Source organism: Nonomuraea sp. NPDC052129, from assembly GCF_040680095.1.
Classification (GTDB): domain Bacteria; phylum Actinomycetota; class Actinomycetes; order Streptosporangiales; family Streptosporangiaceae; genus Nonomuraea.
Genome location: NZ_JBFAVX010000033.1, coordinates 102,566 through 120,830, shown reverse-complemented (window position 1 = coordinate 120,830; position 18,265 = coordinate 102,566). Strand labels below are relative to the sequence as shown.

At 71.4% G+C, this 18,265-nt stretch carries 13 protein-coding genes; 5 read left to right on the top strand and 8 right to left on the bottom strand.

Translation table 11 applies throughout. The annotated features are described in order from the left end of the window. Positions 1 to 7 precede the first annotated feature (7 nt). Genes AB0L53_RS46260 through manD form a run of 3 tightly spaced genes read left to right on the top strand, consistent with a single transcriptional unit; the run spans position 8 to position 2,973 of the window. Positions 8 to 952, top strand: a complete 945-nt coding sequence (locus tag AB0L53_RS46260; protein WP_364009191.1) for a sugar ABC transporter permease — start codon at positions 8 to 10, stop codon at positions 950 to 952. After that, the gene (locus tag AB0L53_RS46255) at positions 949 to 1,761 is read left to right on the top strand and encodes a carbohydrate ABC transporter permease (protein ID WP_357957160.1); all 813 of its coding nucleotides are present in this window, start codon (positions 949 to 951) and stop codon (positions 1,759 to 1,761) included. Before AB0L53_RS46260 ends, AB0L53_RS46255 begins: the two co-directional genes overlap by 4 nt. A gap of 24 nt (positions 1,762 to 1,785) precedes the next feature. After that, positions 1,786 to 2,973, top strand: coding sequence for a D-mannonate dehydratase ManD (manD, locus tag AB0L53_RS46250; RefSeq protein ID WP_364009188.1), 1,188 nt, complete (start codon positions 1,786 to 1,788; stop codon positions 2,971 to 2,973). 282 nt (positions 2,974 to 3,255) lie between these two features. Here the strand turns inward: manD and AB0L53_RS46245 are convergent, their stop codons facing one another. The 5 genes from AB0L53_RS46245 to AB0L53_RS46225 form a co-directional block, all read right to left on the bottom strand. Next, the gene (locus tag AB0L53_RS46245; RefSeq protein ID WP_357957164.1) at positions 3,256 to 4,065 is read right to left on the bottom strand and encodes a methyltransferase domain-containing protein; all 810 of its coding nucleotides are present in this window, start codon (positions 4,063 to 4,065) and stop codon (positions 3,256 to 3,258) included. Between the two features lie 184 nt (positions 4,066 to 4,249). After that, positions 4,250 to 7,093, bottom strand: a complete 2,844-nt coding sequence (locus tag AB0L53_RS46240) for a glycoside hydrolase family 2 TIM barrel-domain containing protein (protein ID WP_364009184.1) — start codon at positions 7,091 to 7,093, stop codon at positions 4,250 to 4,252. 129 nt (positions 7,094 to 7,222) lie between these two features. Further along, positions 7,223 to 8,452, bottom strand: a complete 1,230-nt coding sequence (locus tag AB0L53_RS46235; protein WP_364009181.1) for a M20 family metallopeptidase — start codon at positions 8,450 to 8,452, stop codon at positions 7,223 to 7,225. 54 nt (positions 8,453 to 8,506) lie between these two features. Next, on the bottom strand, positions 8,507 to 9,628 hold the full coding sequence (locus tag AB0L53_RS46230) for an amidohydrolase family protein (RefSeq protein ID WP_364009178.1): 1,122 nt from the start codon (positions 9,626 to 9,628) through the stop codon (positions 8,507 to 8,509). 89 nt (positions 9,629 to 9,717) lie between these two features. After that, complete coding sequence (locus AB0L53_RS46225; protein WP_364009175.1) at positions 9,718 to 13,104, bottom strand: phosphodiester glycosidase family protein; 3,387 nt, start codon at positions 13,102 to 13,104, stop codon at positions 9,718 to 9,720. A gap of 253 nt (positions 13,105 to 13,357) precedes the next feature. Between AB0L53_RS46225 and AB0L53_RS46220 the strand changes: the two genes are divergently transcribed. Together AB0L53_RS46220 and AB0L53_RS46215 are read left to right on the top strand one after the other, a co-directional pair. After that, entirely contained in the window at positions 13,358 to 14,041 is a 684-nt protein-coding gene (locus tag AB0L53_RS46220; RefSeq protein WP_364009172.1) for a hypothetical protein, read from the top strand. A 244-nt stretch (positions 14,042 to 14,285) separates the two neighbouring features. Next, positions 14,286 to 15,008, top strand: a complete 723-nt coding sequence (locus AB0L53_RS46215) for a VIT1/CCC1 transporter family protein (RefSeq protein WP_357957176.1) — start codon at positions 14,286 to 14,288, stop codon at positions 15,006 to 15,008. A gap of 60 nt (positions 15,009 to 15,068) precedes the next feature. Here AB0L53_RS46215 and AB0L53_RS46210 read toward each other — a convergent pair whose 3' ends face one another. The 3 genes from AB0L53_RS46210 to AB0L53_RS46200 are packed head-to-tail and all read right to left on the bottom strand — an operon-like array spanning position 15,069 to position 18,215. Continuing rightward, positions 15,069 to 15,704, bottom strand: a complete 636-nt coding sequence (locus AB0L53_RS46210; protein WP_364009169.1) for a LysE family translocator — start codon at positions 15,702 to 15,704, stop codon at positions 15,069 to 15,071. Between the two features lie 30 nt (positions 15,705 to 15,734). Beyond that, positions 15,735 to 16,088, bottom strand: a complete 354-nt coding sequence (locus AB0L53_RS46205) for a spore germination protein GerW family protein (RefSeq protein WP_225301190.1) — start codon at positions 16,086 to 16,088, stop codon at positions 15,735 to 15,737. A gap of 24 nt (positions 16,089 to 16,112) precedes the next feature. Continuing rightward, positions 16,113 to 18,215: an alpha-galactosidase gene (locus AB0L53_RS46200; protein WP_364009166.1), complete on the bottom strand. Its 2,103-nt coding sequence runs from the start codon at positions 18,213 to 18,215 to the stop codon at positions 16,113 to 16,115. Positions 18,216 to 18,265: the final 50 nt, after the last annotated feature.

The window sequence follows — 18,265 nt, the reverse complement described above, 5'->3', positions numbered from 1 at the left end:
CCGCGCCATGGTGACCGTGAAGCAACTCCCGGCGCGCAGCGCGTCCGCGCGGACCACACAGCATGCGCAGGCACCCTCCAGCCACCGCCGCAGGCGCCGGTGGCTGGGGCTGGCCTACCTGGCGCCCGCCCTGCTCGTGTACGGGATCGTCGTGCTCGTTCCCGCGGTCCAGGGCGTGTGGCTGTCGTTCTACCACTGGAACGGCATCACCGCGGCGACGTGGGCGGGCCTGGCCAACTACCTCGGCTTCCTCCAGGACCCGGCGCTGCGGCAGGCGATCGAGCACACCCTGTTCTTCATAGTGTTCTTCTCGGTCCTGCCCATCACGCTCGGCCTGACCAGCGCCGCGCTCACCGCCCGCAAGGACGTCAGGGGCGCGGCGGTCTACCGCTGGATCATCTTCCTGCCACAGGTCCTCACCCCGGCGGTCACCGCGGTCATGTGGAAGCGCGTCTACGCACCCGACGGGCCGATCAACTCGGTGCTGCGCGCCTTCGGCCTCGACTCCCTGGCCCACGGCTGGCTGGGCGACTACGACTGGGCGCTGCCCGCGATCGGCCTCGCCGGCACGTGGGCGGCCTTCGGCCTGTGCATGGTGCTGTTCATCGCCGGCACGCAGTCCATCCCGTCAGAGCTGTACGACGCGGCGCGGGTGGACGGCGCGGGCCCCCTGCGCGAGTTCCGAACGGTGACCCTCCCCGGGCTGCGCGGGCAGCTCGCGATCGCCGTGACCCTCACGGTGCTGGGCGCGATCCGGGTGTTCGACATCGTGTGGCTCACCACCCGCGGCGGCCCCGGCACCTCGACCATCACCCCCACCATCGTCATGTACCAGCGCGCCTTCGCCAATCCCGACGTCGGGGCGGCCTCCGCCATCGGTGTCGTCCTGGCGCTGGTCTCCCTTCTCATCGCGCTCGTCGTGGTACGGCTCACCGAGGACGGAACCCGATGATCTCCACCCGGGAAAAGCTCTTCAACTACGCGTTCCTGACGCTCCTGGCCGCCAGCGTGCTGTTCCCGATCGTGTACATCCTCGGCGTGGCCCTCAGCCCCAGCACCAGCGGCACGCTCGACCTCGCCCATCCGCAGTGGTCCAACTTCGCCGCCGCGTGGCAGCAGGCCGGCTTCGCGCACTACCTGCGCTCCAGTGTGATCATCACCGGGATCGTCGTGCTCGTCTCCACCGTGCTGGCGGTGATGAGCGGGTACGCGTTCGGCGTGCTCGGCGTGGTCGGGGAGAAGGCCATCTTCCCGCTCATGCTCCTCGGCATCATGATCCCGATGGAGTCGATCATCGTGCCGCTGTACTACGACTTCCTGTCCTTCGGCCTCACCGACGGCTACCAGGGCATCATCCTCGCGCACGTCGGCATGGGCGTGAGCTTCGGCGCATTCTGGATGCGCGCGGCGTTCCGTACGGTGCCGGCCGGCATCGCCGAGTCCGCCGAACTCGACGGAGCCGGCTCCTGGACGCGCCTGTGGCGGATCTACCTGCCGATCTCCCGGCCGGCCATCCTGACGTTCGTCGTGCTCAGCTTCATGTGGACCTGGAACGACTACTTCCTGTCCCTGATCCTCGTGGCCGACTCCGGCCACCAGCCCCTGACGCTGGGGCTCGGCACGTTCTCGGGCCGCTACCTCGTGCAGGTCAACCTGCTGGCCGCCGCGGCGGTGCTCATGTCGCTGCCCATCGTCGGCCTCTACCTGTTCTTCCAGCGGCAGTTCATCCGCGGCATGCTCTCCGGCGCCCTCAAGGGCTGATCCCCGTTCTCAGAAAGGTCGCTCATGAAGATCGTCGACGCCACTGTGGTCCTGACCAGCCCGGGCCGCAACTTCGTCACTCTGAAGGTGGAGACCGACGAGGGCGTCACCGGCCTCGGCGACGCGACTCTCAACGGACGTGAGCTCGCCGCGGCCGCCTACCTGCGTGACCACATCGTCCCCCTGCTCCTGGGGACCGACCCCCACCGCATCGAGGACACCTGGCAGTCCCTCTACCGGGGCGCGTACTGGCGGCGCGGGCCGGTGACGATGGCCGCTATCGCCGCCGTCGACACGGCGCTGTGGGACATCAAGGCGAAGGTCGCGGGCCTGCCGCTCTACCAGCTGCTGGGCGGCGCGAGCCGGGAGCGGGTCGGCACCTACGGCCACGCCGGCGGGCGCGACATTCCGGAACTGCTCGACTCCGTCCGCGCCCGGCTCGCCGACGGCTATCCGGCGATCCGGGTGCAGGCGGGCGTCCCGGGCCTCAAGCGGGTGTACGGCGTCACCTCCGCCACCGGGCGCCGCCCCGTCGTGGAGGACTGGGACACCGCCGCCTACCTGCGCACCATCCCCAAGGTGTTCGACGCGGTACGCCAGGAGTTCGGCCCCGACCTGCCGCTGCTCCACGATGCCCACCACCGCCTCACCCCGAATCAGGCGGCCCGGCTGGGGAAAGATCTTGAGCCGTACGACCTGTTCTGGCTGGAGGACTGCACCCCCGCCGAGAACCAGGAAGGGCTGCGCCTCGTCCGCCGGCACACCACCACACCCCTGGCCATCGGCGAGGTCTTCAACACCGTCTTCGACTACCAGACACTGGTGACCGAGCAGCTCATCGACTACGTGCGCTCCGCCGTCACCCACTTCGGCGGGGTGTCCCCGCTGAAGAAACTGTTCGACTTCGCCGCCCAGTACCAGATCAAGAGCGCCGTCCACGGACCCGAGGACATCTCCCCCGTCGGCATGGCCGCCGCCATCCACCTCGGCCTGGCGATCCACAACTTCGGCATCCAGGAGTACGCCGGACACACCGACCTGACCCACTCCGTCTTCCCCCACGCCTACACCTTCACCGACGGCCACCTGCATCCGGGACAAGCGCCGGGGCTCGGCGTCGACCTCGATGAGGAACTGGCGGCCGCGCACCCGTACGAGCCGTCCTACCTGCCGGTCAACCGGCTCCAGGACGGCACCGTCCACGACTGGTAAGGCCTCTTCGAGAAGCCCACCTCGCCTGGGGAGCGGGTACGAACTCAGCGGCGAGCACGTCCACGCGCGTACCACCGGTCCCGCCGACGCGCAGCCGTCCCGTGCGGATGAGGCCGCCGGATGACCGGCACCCCGTTCCCCCTGTGGAATTTCCTGCGCGGGCTGCGTCGCCCACGATGAGGACACGGTGAGGACCGGCGACCGCCTGGTGACCCTCGCGAGGACGGTCTGAGGCGGACACCGGTCGTCGTACCCGCCCCGGCTCTCACGGCCGGGTCCCCGTCAGGCGCGAGTCCCGGTGGCGAATCGCACCGTGCGGGGGAGCACGAACGTCTCGTACGCCAGGGCGTCTTCCAGGGCCGCCCTGGCCTCCGGGTGCAGGTATTCGGGGATGGTCTCCAGGGAGGCGCGGCGGGCGGCCGACCACAGCCAGTCCCATACCTGTCCGGCCTCGACGACCACCTCGAACACCACGTCCTCGCAGCGGACCCCCTCCAGGCCGCCCGCCACGAGCAGCTCGGTCAGCTCCTCGGCCGTGTTGAGGGTGCGGTGGAAGGGGGCGGTGCCCGCGTCGGCGGTGTACGGGGCCAGGGCCCGCGCCACGAGGCCGAGCAGGTCGGCCTCGGCCGGGCTCGCCTGGGCCAGCAGGCTGGCGGCCAGCCGCCCGCCGGGCCGGAGGAGGCCCGTCATGGAGCGTACAGCGGCCAGCGGGTCGGGCAGGAAGTACAGCATCATCCCGGCCAGTACGACGTCGAACCGCTCTCCGGGCAGCAACTCCTCAGCCCGTTCCGCGTCACCCTGGAGGACCGTCGCATGCGTCAAGCCATGCCGCTCGATCTCGGCCGTGGTGGCGGCGACCATCCCCGGCGCGAGGTCCAGTCCGACCACCCGGCCCGTCGGCCCCACCGCCCCTGCCGCCGGGACCAGTGAGGCGCCGGTCCCGCATCCGACATCCAGCACCCGGTCGCCCGGCTCCGGCGCGGCCTGCCGTACCAGCTCGGCGGCCACCGGGCCGAAGAAGGGCACGCCGACCTGTTCGTAGGTGCCGGACGCGCGGTCGAACACACCGGCCATGTACTGCTTGGCATCCATGACGACTCCTTTGCGACAGAGGGGGGAGGAGAGGTGGAGTTGCGGTGGGAAAGGGGAAATCGCAGCGGGCGCTGGGCATCGGACCTCAGGCCGTCAGACCCGAGGCCATCAGATCCAGGGCTGTCAGACCCCAGGCCATCAGGCCCGAGGCCGGGAGGCCCCGGGCCGTCAGCCCCGTAGGTCGTCAGGCGCCGGGTGCTTCCGTCGGCGAGAAGCGGAGACGGAAGGTGGCAGGCCGGGCGTGGAGTTCGTACTGCGGCAGCGTGGCCGGACCGCACGACGCGGTGCCGACGCCGTGCTGAGCGAAGTCCAGGTTGACGTGCACCCGGTCGCCTGGCGTCAAGTCCGGCCGGTGGCGGGCGGTCTCCAGCTCCGCGGTGGTCCAGCGGCGGGCGGTCAGGCCGAAGACCGGAGCGCCCGTCACCCGGAAACCCCCGGGCGGGCCGGTCAGTTCGGCCCAGCGGACATCCGCTCGGTGCCCGTTCTCCTGCGGGTAGACGTACGGCGTCTGCAGGTCCTCGACGGTGGCGGACCAGCGGCCGACCCTGGCGGCCATGCCGGTGTCGGGGTACGCCTCCCCCGGCCCCCTGCCGAACCAGGTGACGTCGCCCAACGCCGCGGGCAGCGCCATGACGAGGCCGAGCCTCGGCAGGGGCAGGCACCACTCCCCGTCCGGCTCGACGTCCACGGTCAGTTCCAGCCCGCCGTCCGTGGCGGTCCACCGGTAGACCACGTGCAGGCCCAGGTCGGTGGCCGCCGGTGCGACCCTGGCGCGTACGGTCAGCCCGTCGCCGGTCTCCACGGCGTCCACTCGGTGGGTGAGCCGATGCAGGCCGAGCTGCCGCCAGCGATCCGCCAGCCCGCCGTAGGTGTCGTTGTCGATCGGCGCCCGCCAGAGCTCGAGCCGCGGCCCCTCGACCTCGATCCCGAACAGGCGGGTGAGCCGCCCGGTACCGGGGTCGAACTCCAGATCCGCCCCAGAACCGACGCCCCCGCCACCAGACGCCGGACGAGCCTCGTCCTGAACTCCGGAGGCCAGGCCGTCCCGGGCTCCAGACGTCAAGCCGTCCTGAGCGCCGGATGGCAGGCGGGTCTGGCCCCACGCCACCTCATGACCGGCGGCGGCCCATGGCTGGTCGGCGGCGAGCACCGCCCGTACCGTCAGCCAGCGCTCCCCCTCCCCACCGGGCAGGTCGGGCAGCTTGACCTCGCCACCCGTCGCGGGCACGTCGAGCGGGAACTCGGCGACCGCCACCCCCTCCGCCTCGACCACCGCGACGAACCCCAGGTGCGACAGGTCGCGATAGCCGTGGTGGTTGGCCACCCGCACGACCTGGGCCTGGTCGTCGAAGGCGAACCGGACCGGCTCGAACACCTTCTTCAGGTCCAGCAGTCCCGGTGAGGGCGTCCGGTCGGGGAAGACCAGCCCGTCGATCACGAAGTTCCCGTCGTGCACCGGCTCGTCGTAGTCACCGCCGTAGGCGTACTCGAACTCCGGGTGTGCCAGACCGTGATCGATCCACTCCCAGATGAACCCGCCGGCCAGCCGTGGATAGCGCTCGAACAGCTCCTGGTAGTCGGCCAGGCCGCCGGGCCCGTTACCCATCGCGTGGGCGTACTCGCACTGCACGAACGGCATCGCCCGCCGCCGCGCGTCGAGCTCGGGGTCGGCCAGCGGGTCCTCCACCCCCTGCCCGATGGCCTCCACCTCGGCGTGCGAGGCGTACATCCGCGAGTACACGTCGGTGTCGGCGCACGAGCGGTCGCCCTCGTAGTGGATCGGCCGTGACGGGTCGCGCTGCCGGGTCCAGCCGGCCATGAGGCTCAGGTTCTGGCCGACTCCGGCCTCGTTGCCGAGGGACCACATGATCACGCTCGGGTGGTTCTTGTCCCGTTCGACCGTGCGGCGCATCCGGTCCAGGCACGCCTCGGCCCAGCGCGGGTCGTCCGTGGGGTTGCCGCGCCAGCCGACGTGGCCGAAGCCGTGCGTCTCCAGGTCGCACTCGTCGATCACCCAGAGGCCCAGCTCGTCGCAGAGGTCGAGGAAGTCGGGGTGCGGCGGGTAGTGGCTGGTCCTGACGGCGTTGACGTTGTGGCGCTTCATCAGCAGCACGTCGGCGCGCATGGTCTCGTACGGTACGGCGCGGCCGTGCTCGGGGTGGAACTCGTGCCGGTTCACGCCCTTGAGCAGCAGCGGACGGCCGTTGGCCAGGAGCACCCCGTCCTCGATGGAGATCGTGCGGAACCCGACGCGCACCCGTACGGTCTCCTCGGGCAGCGTGACCACGGCCTCGTACAGGCGGGGCGTCTCGGCGGTCCACGGCTCGGCGTCGACGGTGATCTCGGTGCCGGGCGCCAGGTCGGCGACGCCGAGCTCGGCGATGGCCAGCCGTCCGGGGCCGTCGAAGCTCAGCGTGCCGCGCCCGTCGGCATAGGCGGCGTGGACGAAGACGTCGGCGGCCGAGCGGGTCAGTGACACGTCCCGGAAGATGCCGGGCAGCCACCACATGTCCTGGTCTTCCAGGTAGCTGGCGGCCGACCACTGGTGGACGCGGACGGCGAGCACGTTGCGGCCCGGCACCAGCCACGGTCCGGCGTCGAACTCGACGGGCAGGCGGCTGCCGGTCGAGTGGCCCAGCTCGTGGCCGTTCAGCCAGACCCGGGCGAAGGACTCGACGCCCTCGAACCGCAGCCGCCCGCCGGTCCACCCCTCGGGCAGGTCGAACACGCGGCGGTGATCACCGGTCGGGTTCTCGTTCGGTACGTGCGGCGGGTCGACGGGGAAGGGGTAGAGGTCGTTGGTGTACGCGGGCGAGCCATGCCCGTGCAGCTGCCAGTGCGACGGCACCGGCAGCGTGTCCCAGGCGGAGTCGTCGTAGCCGGGATCGGCGAAGTCGTCCGGCAGGACAGCGGACGGAGAGAGGCGGAAGCGCCAGTCGCCGTTCAGGTCGAGGGAAGGGGCGTCAGAACGTAGTGCGGCCCTGGGTTCGAGGCGGCCCGAACCGGGTGCGAAGTTTTCGAGATCCATCGCCGCCGAGCCTAAAGGTTCTGGGCGGTTTCGTCATTGATGAGTATTGGTGAGTATTGGTGAGTTTCTTGTCCGTCCTGGTGCAACCGGCCGGCGTCTTGTCCGTCCCGGTGCAATCGGACAGCGGCGTCATCTCGCGCGGGCCGGCCGGCCCCCCGCCGTGAGATATCCGGCCAGCAGCGCCTCCGCCGTGGCCGCCACGCCGTCGTCCCCCGGCAGGAACTCCGGGCTGTGCAGTCCGGCGGCCGTGTCGACGCCGACGAACATCATCAGCGACGGCATCACCGACGCGTAGGCCGCGAAGTCGTCCGCGCCGCACGAGCGCAGCTCCTCGGTGACCGTCCAGCCCTGGTGCCGCAGCAGTTCCCCGGTCTGTACGGCCAGCGCCGGGTCGTTGGCCAGCACCGGCTCGCCCGGCAGGACCCGTACCTCGCCGTGGCAGCCGTGCGCCCTGGCCACGTCCTCGGCCAGCCGGGTGAACCGGTCGTGCAGGCCGCGGCGCCACGACTCGGACATGGTCCGCAGCGTCCCCCTGGCCACGGCCTCGCCGGGGATGGCGTTCGGCGCCGTACCCGCGTTGACCATGCCGAACGTGACCACCGTGGGCACCATGGGGTCGGCGGCGCGGCTGACCATCTGCTGGGCGGCCACGATGATCTGCGACATGGCCACGACGGGGTCGCGGGCCAGGTGCGGGTAGGCGGCGTGGCCCTCGGCGCCCCTGACGGTCAGCTCGAACTCGTCGGCCGAGGCGTTGACCGCCCCCGGCGTGCAGGACACCACGCCGGCGGCGAGCACGGGCTGGACGTGCGCGCCGATCATGGCGCGTACCTGGTGCCGGTCGAGCACGCCGGACTCGACCACGTCGAAGGCGCCGGAGGGGTAGGTCTCCTCGCGCGGCTGCAGCACCACGACCAGCGGCGCGATCTCGTCCCAGCTCCAGGCGGACAGCCCCGTCGAGCCCGGATCCCCGGCCTCCTCCACTCCGGCGTCCACGACGGCGCGGACCTTCGCCACCGCGCGGGCCAGGGCGACGACGGCGGCCAGGTGCACGTCGTGACCGCAGGCGTGCATGGCGCCGCTGGTGGCGGCCCACGGGACGCGGGTGCGCTCGGCGATCGGCAGCGCGTCGAGCTCGCCGCGCACGCCGACCGCGGGGCCGGGAGAGCCGATCCTGATCACGGCGCCAGTGCCCGCCACGTACTCCACGAGGCCGCCCGACAGCGCGTCGAGCACGCGTTTGAGCGTCGGCCCCTCCTCCCCGGACACGCACGGCTGCGCGTGCAGCTCCCGCCTGAGCTTCATGGCGGCGGGCAGTTCGGCCAGTAGCGCCTCGCGCAGCAGTTCCCCCGGGCTCACTCATGTACTCCTTTCGTCACACCTGTTCCCCCGGTGCCCAATTCACCGCCGTCCTCACCCGTCCGGGCCCAGGTCGTACACGCGGCGGGCGTTCTCGGACCCCACCATGGTCGCCACGCGCACCGCCTGGGCGGCCGACCAATCGCCGTCGGCCACGAGGCCGCCGAGCACCCGCGCCATCGCCCGCCGCCACAGCTCGGCCCCGAGATGGTGCAGCTCAGCGGGCCCCCAGGCGTCCGACGAGAAGAGGATCTTGGCGAACGGCGCCAGCTCCAGGCTCTCCGCGACCACTTCGGCGCCGCGCGCCCCCGTGTAGGTGACGCCCAGGCCCACGTCGAAGTAGACGTTCGGATAGGCGTGGGCGAGGAACCCGGCATGGCGCTGGTACGGGTAGCAGTGGAGCAACAGCAGCGGCACCCCCGTCGGCTCGGCCAGCTCGATCAGCCCGCGCAGCAGCAGCGGGTCGCATCGGCGCAGGTCGAGGTCGGGGTCGCCGAACCCGGTGTGGAACTGCAGGGGCAGCCCGCGCTCGATGCCGGCCCAGATGACGTGGCGCAGCAGCACCGGATCCCGGAATCGCCCGCCCTCCTCCTGCCACCGGCCGGCCGCCTCGGCGACCTCGGCCGGGCCGGGCCGCGCGGGGTCGAAGTCGAGGCCGTGGCGGTAGGCGGCGATGGTCTTCAGGCCGCGGGCCGTACGGGTGCGCTCATGAAGCGCCTCGCCGAACCGGTCGGCGAACCCGGCCGCGTCACCCTCGGCGACCTGCTCGGCCACCGACTCCAGGCGGACGATCTCGTCGGCGGGCCGGCCGCTGACCTCGGCCATGCCCGCCGGGCTGAGGATCTCCTCGCCCCGGTAGCCGGTCTCGACGAGGAAGTGACCCACGCCGGAGGCCGCCAGCAGCCGCCCGTTGACCTCGGCCGCGCCCAGCCTGGCCCTCCTGGCCAGGTATTCCTCGGGCGTGGGGTGCGGGTCGAGGCCGAGCACGGGCGCGCAGTGGCGCAGGATCGCGTGGCCGACCTGGGAGTCGAACTGGGTCATCCAGTGCGGCACCGGCCGGTCCGACTCGGTGATCAGCTCCTCGAACGCGGTGCGCGTCAGGTCGTGCGCGGTGGCTCCGTGGACGTGGTGGTCGACCAGCTCGAGCCGTTCGATGGTCTCGACGAGGTCCGTCATGACCTCCATTGTGTCCGGCGGCGGGGGCCGGGTGTGGTGACCCCCACCGCCGTGTGTCAGGCGCCTGTTATGTCAGGCAGCCGCTTATGTCAGGCGGCCGCGGTGGCCGTCAGCGCGATCGTCGCCTGGCGGGTGACGCCGCTGACCGTCAGCGCGACGGTCACCTGGCCCTTACGCAGCGCCGTGAACGTCCCCGTCGCGGGGTCGAGCACGGCGACGTCCCAGGGCTTGGCGCTCTGCCGCGACCCGATGTGCAGGTTCGGCGAGCCCGACCACGCCACGGACACCGGGTAGGCGGCCGGCACCACCCGGGTGCCCTGCTTGACCGTCGCCGACACGGCCGCCGTCTTGCCGACCTGCACGGCCGCGGGGGCCGCGAGCGCGAGGTCGTCCACGTGCGGCCGTACCTGGGCGCCGAGCCAGCTGGGCGCGTCGGCGAACCAGTTGCGCTTGACGTGCTCCGCCTCCTGCGCGGTGACCGGGTCCACGCCCCACAGCGACCAGCCGGTGAAGCCGCCGTCGTCGGCCGCGGTGGCCGGGTTCTTGCCGGAGTTGCCGTTGATGAAGTACGGCACCGCGTCGACGTGCGAGGCGTTGAACGTGCCGACGTGGGCCCCGATGTAGGCGGCGCCCTTGCCGGTGGTCCGCTGGAAGTCCGCCAGCCAGCCCTCGACCAGCGCGGCCTCCTTGCGGTCGCCGAGCTGACTGCCCTTGCCGGGCGTGGGGTCACGCGGCGGCACGTGGAACAGCACCGCCACCGAGCCGACGGACGCGTCCCGAGCCGCCGCGTCGAGCTGGGCCCGGAGCAGCGCGACCTGGTCGAAGCCGCCGCCCCGCAGGTTCAGCCGCGAGGTGTCCAGCGTGACGAACCGCGTGCCCTTGTGGTCGAAGGTCTGGTACGTGTCGCCGAAGACGGCCTTGAAGTTGTCGATCTTGCCGCCCATCACCTCGTGGTTACCGGGGATGTAGTGGTACGGCAGCGTCCCGCCGAGCTCCTCGTCGAGGATCTTCTTGGCCAGCGCGAAGTCCTCGGGCGACGCCTCGTCCACCAGGTCACCGTTGATCAGCAGGAAGTCGGGCTTGGCGGCCTTGATCTCCTGGAGTGTACGGCGGGCGTTCTTGACGATGTCGCTGTCCGGGTCGCGGGCCACGAACTGGGCGTCCGACATGACGGCGAACCGCCACGGCATCTTGGCCACCTCGGGCTTGACGACCGGGTCGGCGACCTTCTGGGCGGGCGGCGCCGTCACCGACGGCGGCACCTTGGCCACCAGGCCGTCGATGAGGATGTCGTTGGTGTACTTCGCGTCGGTCTTGGTCTCGGCCACATAGAAGCGCCGCAGCTTGAGCGGGTAGGTGACGCCGGGCGGCACGGCGAACTCGACGTACTTCCAGCCGGTCCAGGTCATGTACGGGCCACGCAGGATCTGCGACTGCCCCTGGCCGTCGTAGAACTCCAGGCTGGGCCACTCGCCCTTGCCGGTGGAGTTGATCCACAGGCCGAACGCCTGCGGCTGCCCCGCCACCTCGATCTGCTGCGGCGGGCTGGCGTAGGCGGCGCGGGTCGCGGTGGACTGGGTGAAGTCGTACGACAGCTTGAGCCCGCCCCCGCTCTGGCCGGGCGCGGCCGACAGCGAGCCGGTGGCCCGGGCGGCGGCGAAGCTCCACTGGGCCGCGTTCTCGAAGTCGGCGACCGGCTTGTCCTCGAAGCCCACGGTGACGGGCACGGCCGTGCTGATCTTGCCCACCTTGGCGGTGATCAGGCCGGACGTGGTCGCCTTCTTGGACTTGACGGTGAAGTAGCCCTGGTCGGCGGGCGTCACCTCGAAGGCGTCGTGGTCGTAGTCGAGCGTGAGGTCGGCCGGTTCGATGGGCGCGGTGTTGCCGTTGTGGTCGTAGCCGACGACGCCGAAGGTGGCCGTGGCGTCCGCGCCGGCCAGGCCGACCCGGTCCACGGTGGCGCCGAGCCGCTGCAGCGGCTGGAGCACGGTGAGCTGCAGCGTGCCCTTGGCGGCGCCACGGGAGGCGGTGACCGTCGTCTGGCCGGGGACCAGGGCGTGGAACTTGCCGTCGCGGATGACGCCGTGCACCATCGGCTCGGCGCGCCAGGACGGGGTGCCGGCCGCCGGGCCGTACGTCTCGTCGTATCCGGCGGCGGTCAGCCGTCGTGTGAGGCCGGGGAAGACCCGGTCGGGGCGGCCACCGGCGATGGGGGCGGCGCCGGGCGCCTTGTCGGGGTCGCCGGCCGTCTCCAGCCAGAAGCCCTTGAGCTTGCCGCTGCCCTCGGGGGCGAACAGGGCCAGGCCGTTCGGCACGTGACGCTCGCCGCCGTCTGACGGGCTGTTCTCGACCTGGACGTCGGCGGAGCCCGGCTCTCGGGCGAGCATCGTGGAGGAGCCGCCGCCGTCGAGGTTGAGCGCGTTGGCGGCGCCGAGGTCGACCATCATGGCGGCCAGCTCGTTGAGCGTGACGCCGCGGCTGTCGGCCTGGCGGCCGTCGACGGTGAGCAGGTACATCTTCCTGCCGTCGGCGGAGAAGCCGACCGCGGTGCGCGGATGCGCGGCCGGGTCGGTGGAGCTCTGCACGGCGCCGTCCTTGACCAGGACGTAGTTGCCGCCGACCGCCGCCTTGACGGCGTCGCCGTCCGACGACTTCGGCTGGTACTTCACGTCGATCTTGTCGCCTTGCTTGAGCCCGGCGAGCGTGGCGGCCGCGGCGTCACGGCCGAGCAGGATCGTGGTGCCCGCCGGGATCGGGCCGGTGCCCGGCGCCTGGCGTACCGCCGAGACCACGCCGTCGACCAGCTCGACCTCGGTCACGGCGGCCGCGCCCTCGACGGCGCGGGCCCGGTTGTAGGAGCCCCACAGCGGCGTGAACAGGCCGACCCCGCCCGCCTGGACGATCTGGTTGAACTGGGTCAGGGTGATCGGCGCGCCGCCCGCGGGGGTGGCGGTGCCCTCGAAGTACATCCTCAGCACCCGCCCAAGGCCGTCGCCACTGACCGCGACGGCCTTGTCATGGCCGGAGGCGGGCGACTGGATGAGTGAGCCGTTCTGGATACCGATGCCCAGGGCGGCGCCCGAGCTGTTGATGTCGAAGAAGTCGCCGTTGACGGCCGCGACGGCGTGGGCGCGCTTGGCGGGCCCGGACAGCGGCTCGGTCTTGGACACCTCGCCGGAGTAGACGTAGTCGGCCTTCGCGGCGCCCAGGTCGGCGGTGACGGCGTCGGCCCGCAGCCAGCCGAGCTCGTCGTAGCGGTCGAACGAGGTCAGCGAGATGCCGGGGGCGACCGGCCGGGTCTTCTTGGCCGTCTCCAGCTGCTTGCCGGCGACGGCTTGGGTCAGCAGCGTGGAGGGCGGCGGATAGGACGACGCCTTCAGCGCGTCTTCGACGGGGGTTTGGGGATCGGCCTGCGCGGGGGCGGCGATCCCTAAGACGAGCGCGGCCGCGACGGCCGCGTAGCGGAGGGTCTGCACGACCGAACTCAATCGTTCGCGGTTATAACTTTCAAGACTTGACGATGAACTAAAGAATAATTTCAGAGCCGTCGGGCGGTCGAACTGATCCACAAAGGTGGCATCCCTGTTACCTCAGGTGTGCGCCCGCGCCCGCCGGGCAGGCTGCAGGGGAGGCAAAATCCCCCATCACTGGCGTTGTTGCTGTTATCAGCGCAGACTGGAAAGACGGCGATCCCGTAGAGCAGCATCCCGTGGAGCAGTGGAGCACCCCGTGGACAATCAGCTTGATCACATGCCGGTTCTGTCACGCGGCAGGCATCGCAACCCGAAGCGCGGCGCCTGCTTCATGGAACTGGCGTCCTACCTAGCCGGAGAGCGGTGGAGCGACCACCCGGCCTGCACGCACCCGCTGCTGGCCGCGCTCGCCCGCTTGGTCAACGACAACACCAGCGACGCGAACCGGGCCCGCCTCGTGGGTCTCGTCCCCTCGATCATCGACCTGAACGCCGACGACCTCCGGATGGACGCCCGGATCGCGCTGCGGTGCGCGACGACGGCGCTGCCGGTCTCGGCGGCCGAGCGTCAGCTGGCGCTCGCGGTGTCGGTGCTGGCGGCCGAGGAGATGCTGGCCAGGCTCGACGGCGTCCCGTCCGGCCGGTTCAGCACGGTCCCGCTGAGCAAGGAGAGCCAGCGCGCCATGGCGCTGGTCCCGCACGCGGCGGAGCAGGCCAGGCGCTTCAGCCGCGCGGCCCGGATCACGGAGAAGGGCTTCCGCCGGTACGCGGCGCCGAACGCGGTGCAGCTCTCGGTGGTGGGCATCGTCCAGGCCTGCATCCCGGACCCGGACACCCTGCTGCGCGACCTGCTGACAGGCGCCATCGCGGACTGCACGGCACTGATCCGCAGCGCGGACACCCAGGCCGCCCCGGAACCGATCGCCCCGGCCCGCATCTGATCCATCGGATCAGGCGTCGACCAGGCGCGCCGGGTCGAAGGACGCGGCGAACGGATCAGAGATCGTCACCTTCTCCCCCGCCCCGGCCCGACGGCCACGTGACCGCCCGACCCTCCGCGACACCCGCACGCTTGTTCGCAGGCCGATGCTTCGCCGCAGGTCAGGGAAGCCTCCCCTTCGTTGCGGATCATCGTGACATCTGCCTAAATTTCGTACTAAGGCGTTGATGAGGCGGAGGATTTTCATGACCATCGAGCTCGACCGGCCGTACTCTCCCGAGAGGCACCACAGCCACCGCGACGTGACCGGCGGCTGGCTGCGGCCGGCGGTGTTCGGGGCGATGGATGGACTGGTGTCCAATTTCGCATTGATCGCCGGAGTCGTCGGGGCGGCGGGGGCGGGCCGTGGGGCGGTGCTCGCCGGGTTCGCGGGGTTGATCGCGGGCGCGTGCTCGATGGCGGCGGGTGAATACACCTCCGTGAAGTCGCAGACGGAGCTGATGCGGGCCGAGATCGCCGTGGAGCGCCGTGAGCTGGCCCGCGACCCCGAAGGCGAGCTGGCCGAGCTGACCGCGATCTACCGGGCCCGCGGCCTGGACGCCGACCTGGCGGCGCGGGTGGCGGCCGGGCTGTCGGCGGATCCCGAGCAGGCGTTGCGGGTGCATGTGCGTGAGGAGTTGGGCGTCGATCCCGACGATCTGCCGTCGCCGTACGTCGCGGCCGGGTCGTCGTTCTGCGCGTTCGCGGCCGGGGCGGTGGTGCCGCTGGCGCCGTTCCTGTTCGGGGCGTCGGGGCTGGCGGTGGCGCTGGTGCTGAGCCTGGTGGCGCTGTTCGTGTTCGGCGCGGCGGTGGCGCGGATGACGGCCCGCCCGTGGTGGCTGGGCGGCCTGCGCCAGCTCGCGCTGGGCGCCGGAGCCGCCGCCGTGACGTTCGGCCTGGGCCACCTGCTGGGCGTCACCGTCTCATAAAGCTCATAAAGCGGCCGTCGCATAAAGCCGCCGTCTCATAGAACGGCCCGGCTTGAAGGGCTATGGGCGGCTGGCGGCGGCCAGGTTGACACCGAGGGCGATGAGGGCCGCGCCCGTCAGCCCGTCGACCGCCTTCCGTATCGCCGGCCTGGCGAAGACCTTGCGCAGCGCTCCCACGATGTTGGCCACCAGGAGGAACCACAGCACGGTCAACGCCAGCGCGATGACCGACAGCGTGAGCGTGTCCCCCAGGGACGCGCCCTCGCTGACGAACTGCGGCACGAGCGCCACGAAGAACAGGGCCGCCTTGGGGTTGAGCGCGTTCGTCAGCAGTCCCTCGACGAAGGCCGCCCACGCGCTCCGCTTCCCCGGGTCCGGCGCCTCCAGTTCCAGCCCGCCGCCCTTGCGCAGGGCGGCGCGCCACGCCTTGACGCCCAGGAACAGCAGGTAGGCGGCCCCGACGACCTTGACCACGGTGAACGCCATCGCCGAGGCCGCCAGCAGCGCGGCGACGCCGGTCGCCGCGGCCACCACCCAGGCGAACACGCCGATCGAGATGCCCAGGGCCGCCGCCATGCCGTACAGGCGACCGGAGATCGCCGAGCGCCGTACCACGACGGCGAAGTCGGGCCCTGGGGACATCGCCCCGAGCATCACCACACCGCCGAAAGCCAGCACTTGCGTCACAGAGCTCATGACGCTCACGCTACTAAAAACAGGCAAAAATCAGCGCTTGCGGCTTTTCTTGAGGATCGATCGGATGGTCAGCAGCAGCACGACGGCCACGATCTGGCCGCCGATCACGATGCGGTTGACGTCGACCGCCGGCTGCCAGCGGACGTCGCCGTCCTTGACCACGAACACCCCGGCGGGAGTGGCGCTGAGGCCGAATCCGCCGCCGCTGCCTTCGCCGCCGGGCGCGGCGTCCGGATCCACGGAGACTTCCTGCCTGCCCATGCCCCCGCCGCCGCCCTGGACGACCCGGGCGACGGGGATGACCGTGACGCCGTCCTGCTGAATCGGGTCGCCGAAGACCCGCTTGACGGTCGCGGAGTCCTTCGCGCGTTCGACTAATTCCATGATGTCCATCCCCACATGCTGGCCCTAGACCCGGCGCAACACCACCATCTCGCTGCGGTAGTCGGCCCCGGAGTGGAACCACGTGGGGAGGGTGAGGCCGTGGTGCATCAGCGTGGCCCCGTACCAGGAGCCGCCGGGCCCCTCGTACACGGCCGATGGGTCGAGCCCGGCCAGCCGGAGCCGCCGGGGCGGCTGCTTGTCCAGCGCGAACGGGTTGTAGGCGAGCACGACGACCTGGTCGCCGAGTATGTACTGGACGGCGGAGGCGGTCTCACCGGGCCGACCGGCCAGCCGGTGGAGTGCGCCGTGCTGGATCACCGGGCGGACGGCCTTGTAGTCGGCGATGAGCTGCCTGGCCTCGTCGAGCTCCGCGGTGCTCCAACCGGCGAGGTCGCCGCCGACGCCGAGCGTGCCCGCCATGGCCACGTGGAAGCGGTAGCGCAGCGGCACCTCGCGGTGGGTGATCGGGTTGGGGCTGTCGGTCACCCAGCAGGACATGGCGCCGGCCGGGTAGAGGTAGGAGAAGCCCCGCTGGATCACCTGCCGGTCGCGGGCGTCGGTGTTGTCGGAGGTCCACACCTGATCCGTACGGCGGAGCATGCCGAAGTCGGCCCGGCCGCCACCACCCGAGCACGACTCGATGCGGAGCCCCGGATGGCGCCTGCGCAGCTCGTCCATGATCGCGTAGACGCCCCTGGTGTGCTCGATCCAGAGCAGGTCGCCGCCCTCGGCCCAGCCTGCCTGGCTGAAGCTGCGGTTCATGTCCCATTTGAGGTAGGCCAGGCCGTACTCGCGGACGAGCTGGTCGAGCCAGCCGAGCGCCCACTCGCGCACGTCGTCGCGGGCGTAGTTGAGCACGAGCTGGTTGCGCATGGTGTCGCGGCGGCGTTCCGGGTAGTGCAGCACCCAGTCGGGGTTCTTGCGGTACAGGTCGCTGTCGGGGTTGACCATCTCGGGCTCGACCCAGAGCCCGGCGAGCAGGCCGAGGTCGTGTACACCCTGGAAGAGGGGGCGCAGGCCGTGCGGAAAGCGCTCGGGGTTGGGCCACCAGTCGCCGAGCCCGCGCGTGTCATCGGTGCGGGCGCCGAACCAGCCGTCGTCCACCACGAACAGCTCCACGCCGAGGTCGGCGGCCCGGCGGGCCAGGTCCAGCTGGCCGGCCTCGGTGACGTCGAACCCGGTGGCCTCCCACGAGTTGTACAGGACGGGCCGTTCCTCGCCGGGCCTGGGCAGGACGTGCTTGCGGGCGTAGTCGTGCCAGGCCCGGCTGGCCGCGCCGTAGCCGCCGGAGGTGTGCAGGCCGAGCGCGGAGGGGGTGCGCAGCGACTCGCCGGGACCGAGTGGCCAGGTCAGGCCCTCGTGGCCGAATCCAGCGCTCACCGCGACGTCGCCCTCGGGGCGGCGCTGCGTGGTGAGCCGCCAGGAGCCGCTCCAGGCGAGCGCGACTGTCCAGACGTCGCCGGTGTCCTCGGTGGCGTCGCCGAGCATGATCCACGGGTTGGCCTTGTGCGAGGTGGTGCCGGTCCTGCTGCCGAATGTGGTCTCCCCCGCCGGCAGTTCGCCGCTCTGGAGCTGAGTTTCGCGGCCCCAGCCCCCGGCGGCGCCGGTGTAGCGGAAGCCCGCCTGTTCGGGGATCACCCAGCTGCCCGAGTCGAGTCGCCGCAGCCGCAGGGGCGCGGCCGACTCGTTGGTGACGTTCACCCAGCGCTCGATGACGTCGCAGTCGTCGAGGACCCGCACGTGCAGGCCCACCCGGAGACCGTAGGCGTGGTCGCGCAGGACCACCTCCACCTCGTTCTCACCGAGGACGGCGTCCTCGAAGCCGAGCTCGACGGAGCGGACCTCACCGTCGTAGACGGCCTGGAGCGAAGGCGCGCCCCAGCGGCGGCCGCCGTCAACGGGCAGCATCTCCGTCGCGTCGTCGGGGTCGAGGAAGCCGGTGACGATCCAGCCGGGGGCGTGCTCGGCGACCTGGCCGAGGGCCCCGGCGGGTAACCGGGGCCCCCAGTACCACTGCACGATCCGGGTATCGACGCCGGAGACGGTTTCGACACCGAAGACATAGGAGGTATCACGGGTGAGTGCCGCCCATGTGTGCGCGTGGGCAGGAACAGGGAGGAGGGGCATGCCTGCGATCGTCGGACCTATCGGCCCCGCCGTCAATGCCACTCATCGCT

What these genes read in the sequence shown, in the direction of transcription:
- AB0L53_RS46210 (WP_364009169.1), bottom strand. Translation starts at nt 15,704, where the DNA reads ATGAGCTCTGTGACGCAAGTGCTGGCTTTCGGCGGTGTGGTGATGCTC.
- manD (WP_364009188.1), top strand. Translation starts at nt 1,786, where the DNA reads ATGAAGATCGTCGACGCCACTGTGGTCCTGACCAGCCCGGGCCGCAAC.
- AB0L53_RS46245 (WP_357957164.1), bottom strand. Translation starts at nt 4,065, where the DNA reads ATGGATGCCAAGCAGTACATGGCCGGTGTGTTCGACCGCGCGTCCGGC.
- AB0L53_RS46200 (WP_364009166.1), bottom strand. Translation starts at nt 18,215, where the DNA reads ATGCCCCTCCTCCCTGTTCCTGCCCACGCGCACACATGGGCGGCACTC.
- AB0L53_RS46240 (WP_364009184.1), bottom strand. Translation starts at nt 7,093, where the DNA reads ATGGATCTCGAAAACTTCGCACCCGGTTCGGGCCGCCTCGAACCCAGG.
- AB0L53_RS46205 (WP_225301190.1), bottom strand. Translation starts at nt 16,088, where the DNA reads ATGGAATTAGTCGAACGCGCGAAGGACTCCGCGACCGTCAAGCGGGTC.
- AB0L53_RS46215 (WP_357957176.1), top strand. Translation starts at nt 14,286, where the DNA reads ATGACCATCGAGCTCGACCGGCCGTACTCTCCCGAGAGGCACCACAGC.
- AB0L53_RS46230 (WP_364009178.1), bottom strand. Translation starts at nt 9,628, where the DNA reads ATGACGGACCTCGTCGAGACCATCGAACGGCTCGAGCTGGTCGACCAC.
- AB0L53_RS46255 (WP_357957160.1), top strand. Translation starts at nt 949, where the DNA reads ATGATCTCCACCCGGGAAAAGCTCTTCAACTACGCGTTCCTGACGCTC.
- AB0L53_RS46260 (WP_364009191.1), top strand. Translation starts at nt 8, where the DNA reads ATGGTGACCGTGAAGCAACTCCCGGCGCGCAGCGCGTCCGCGCGGACC.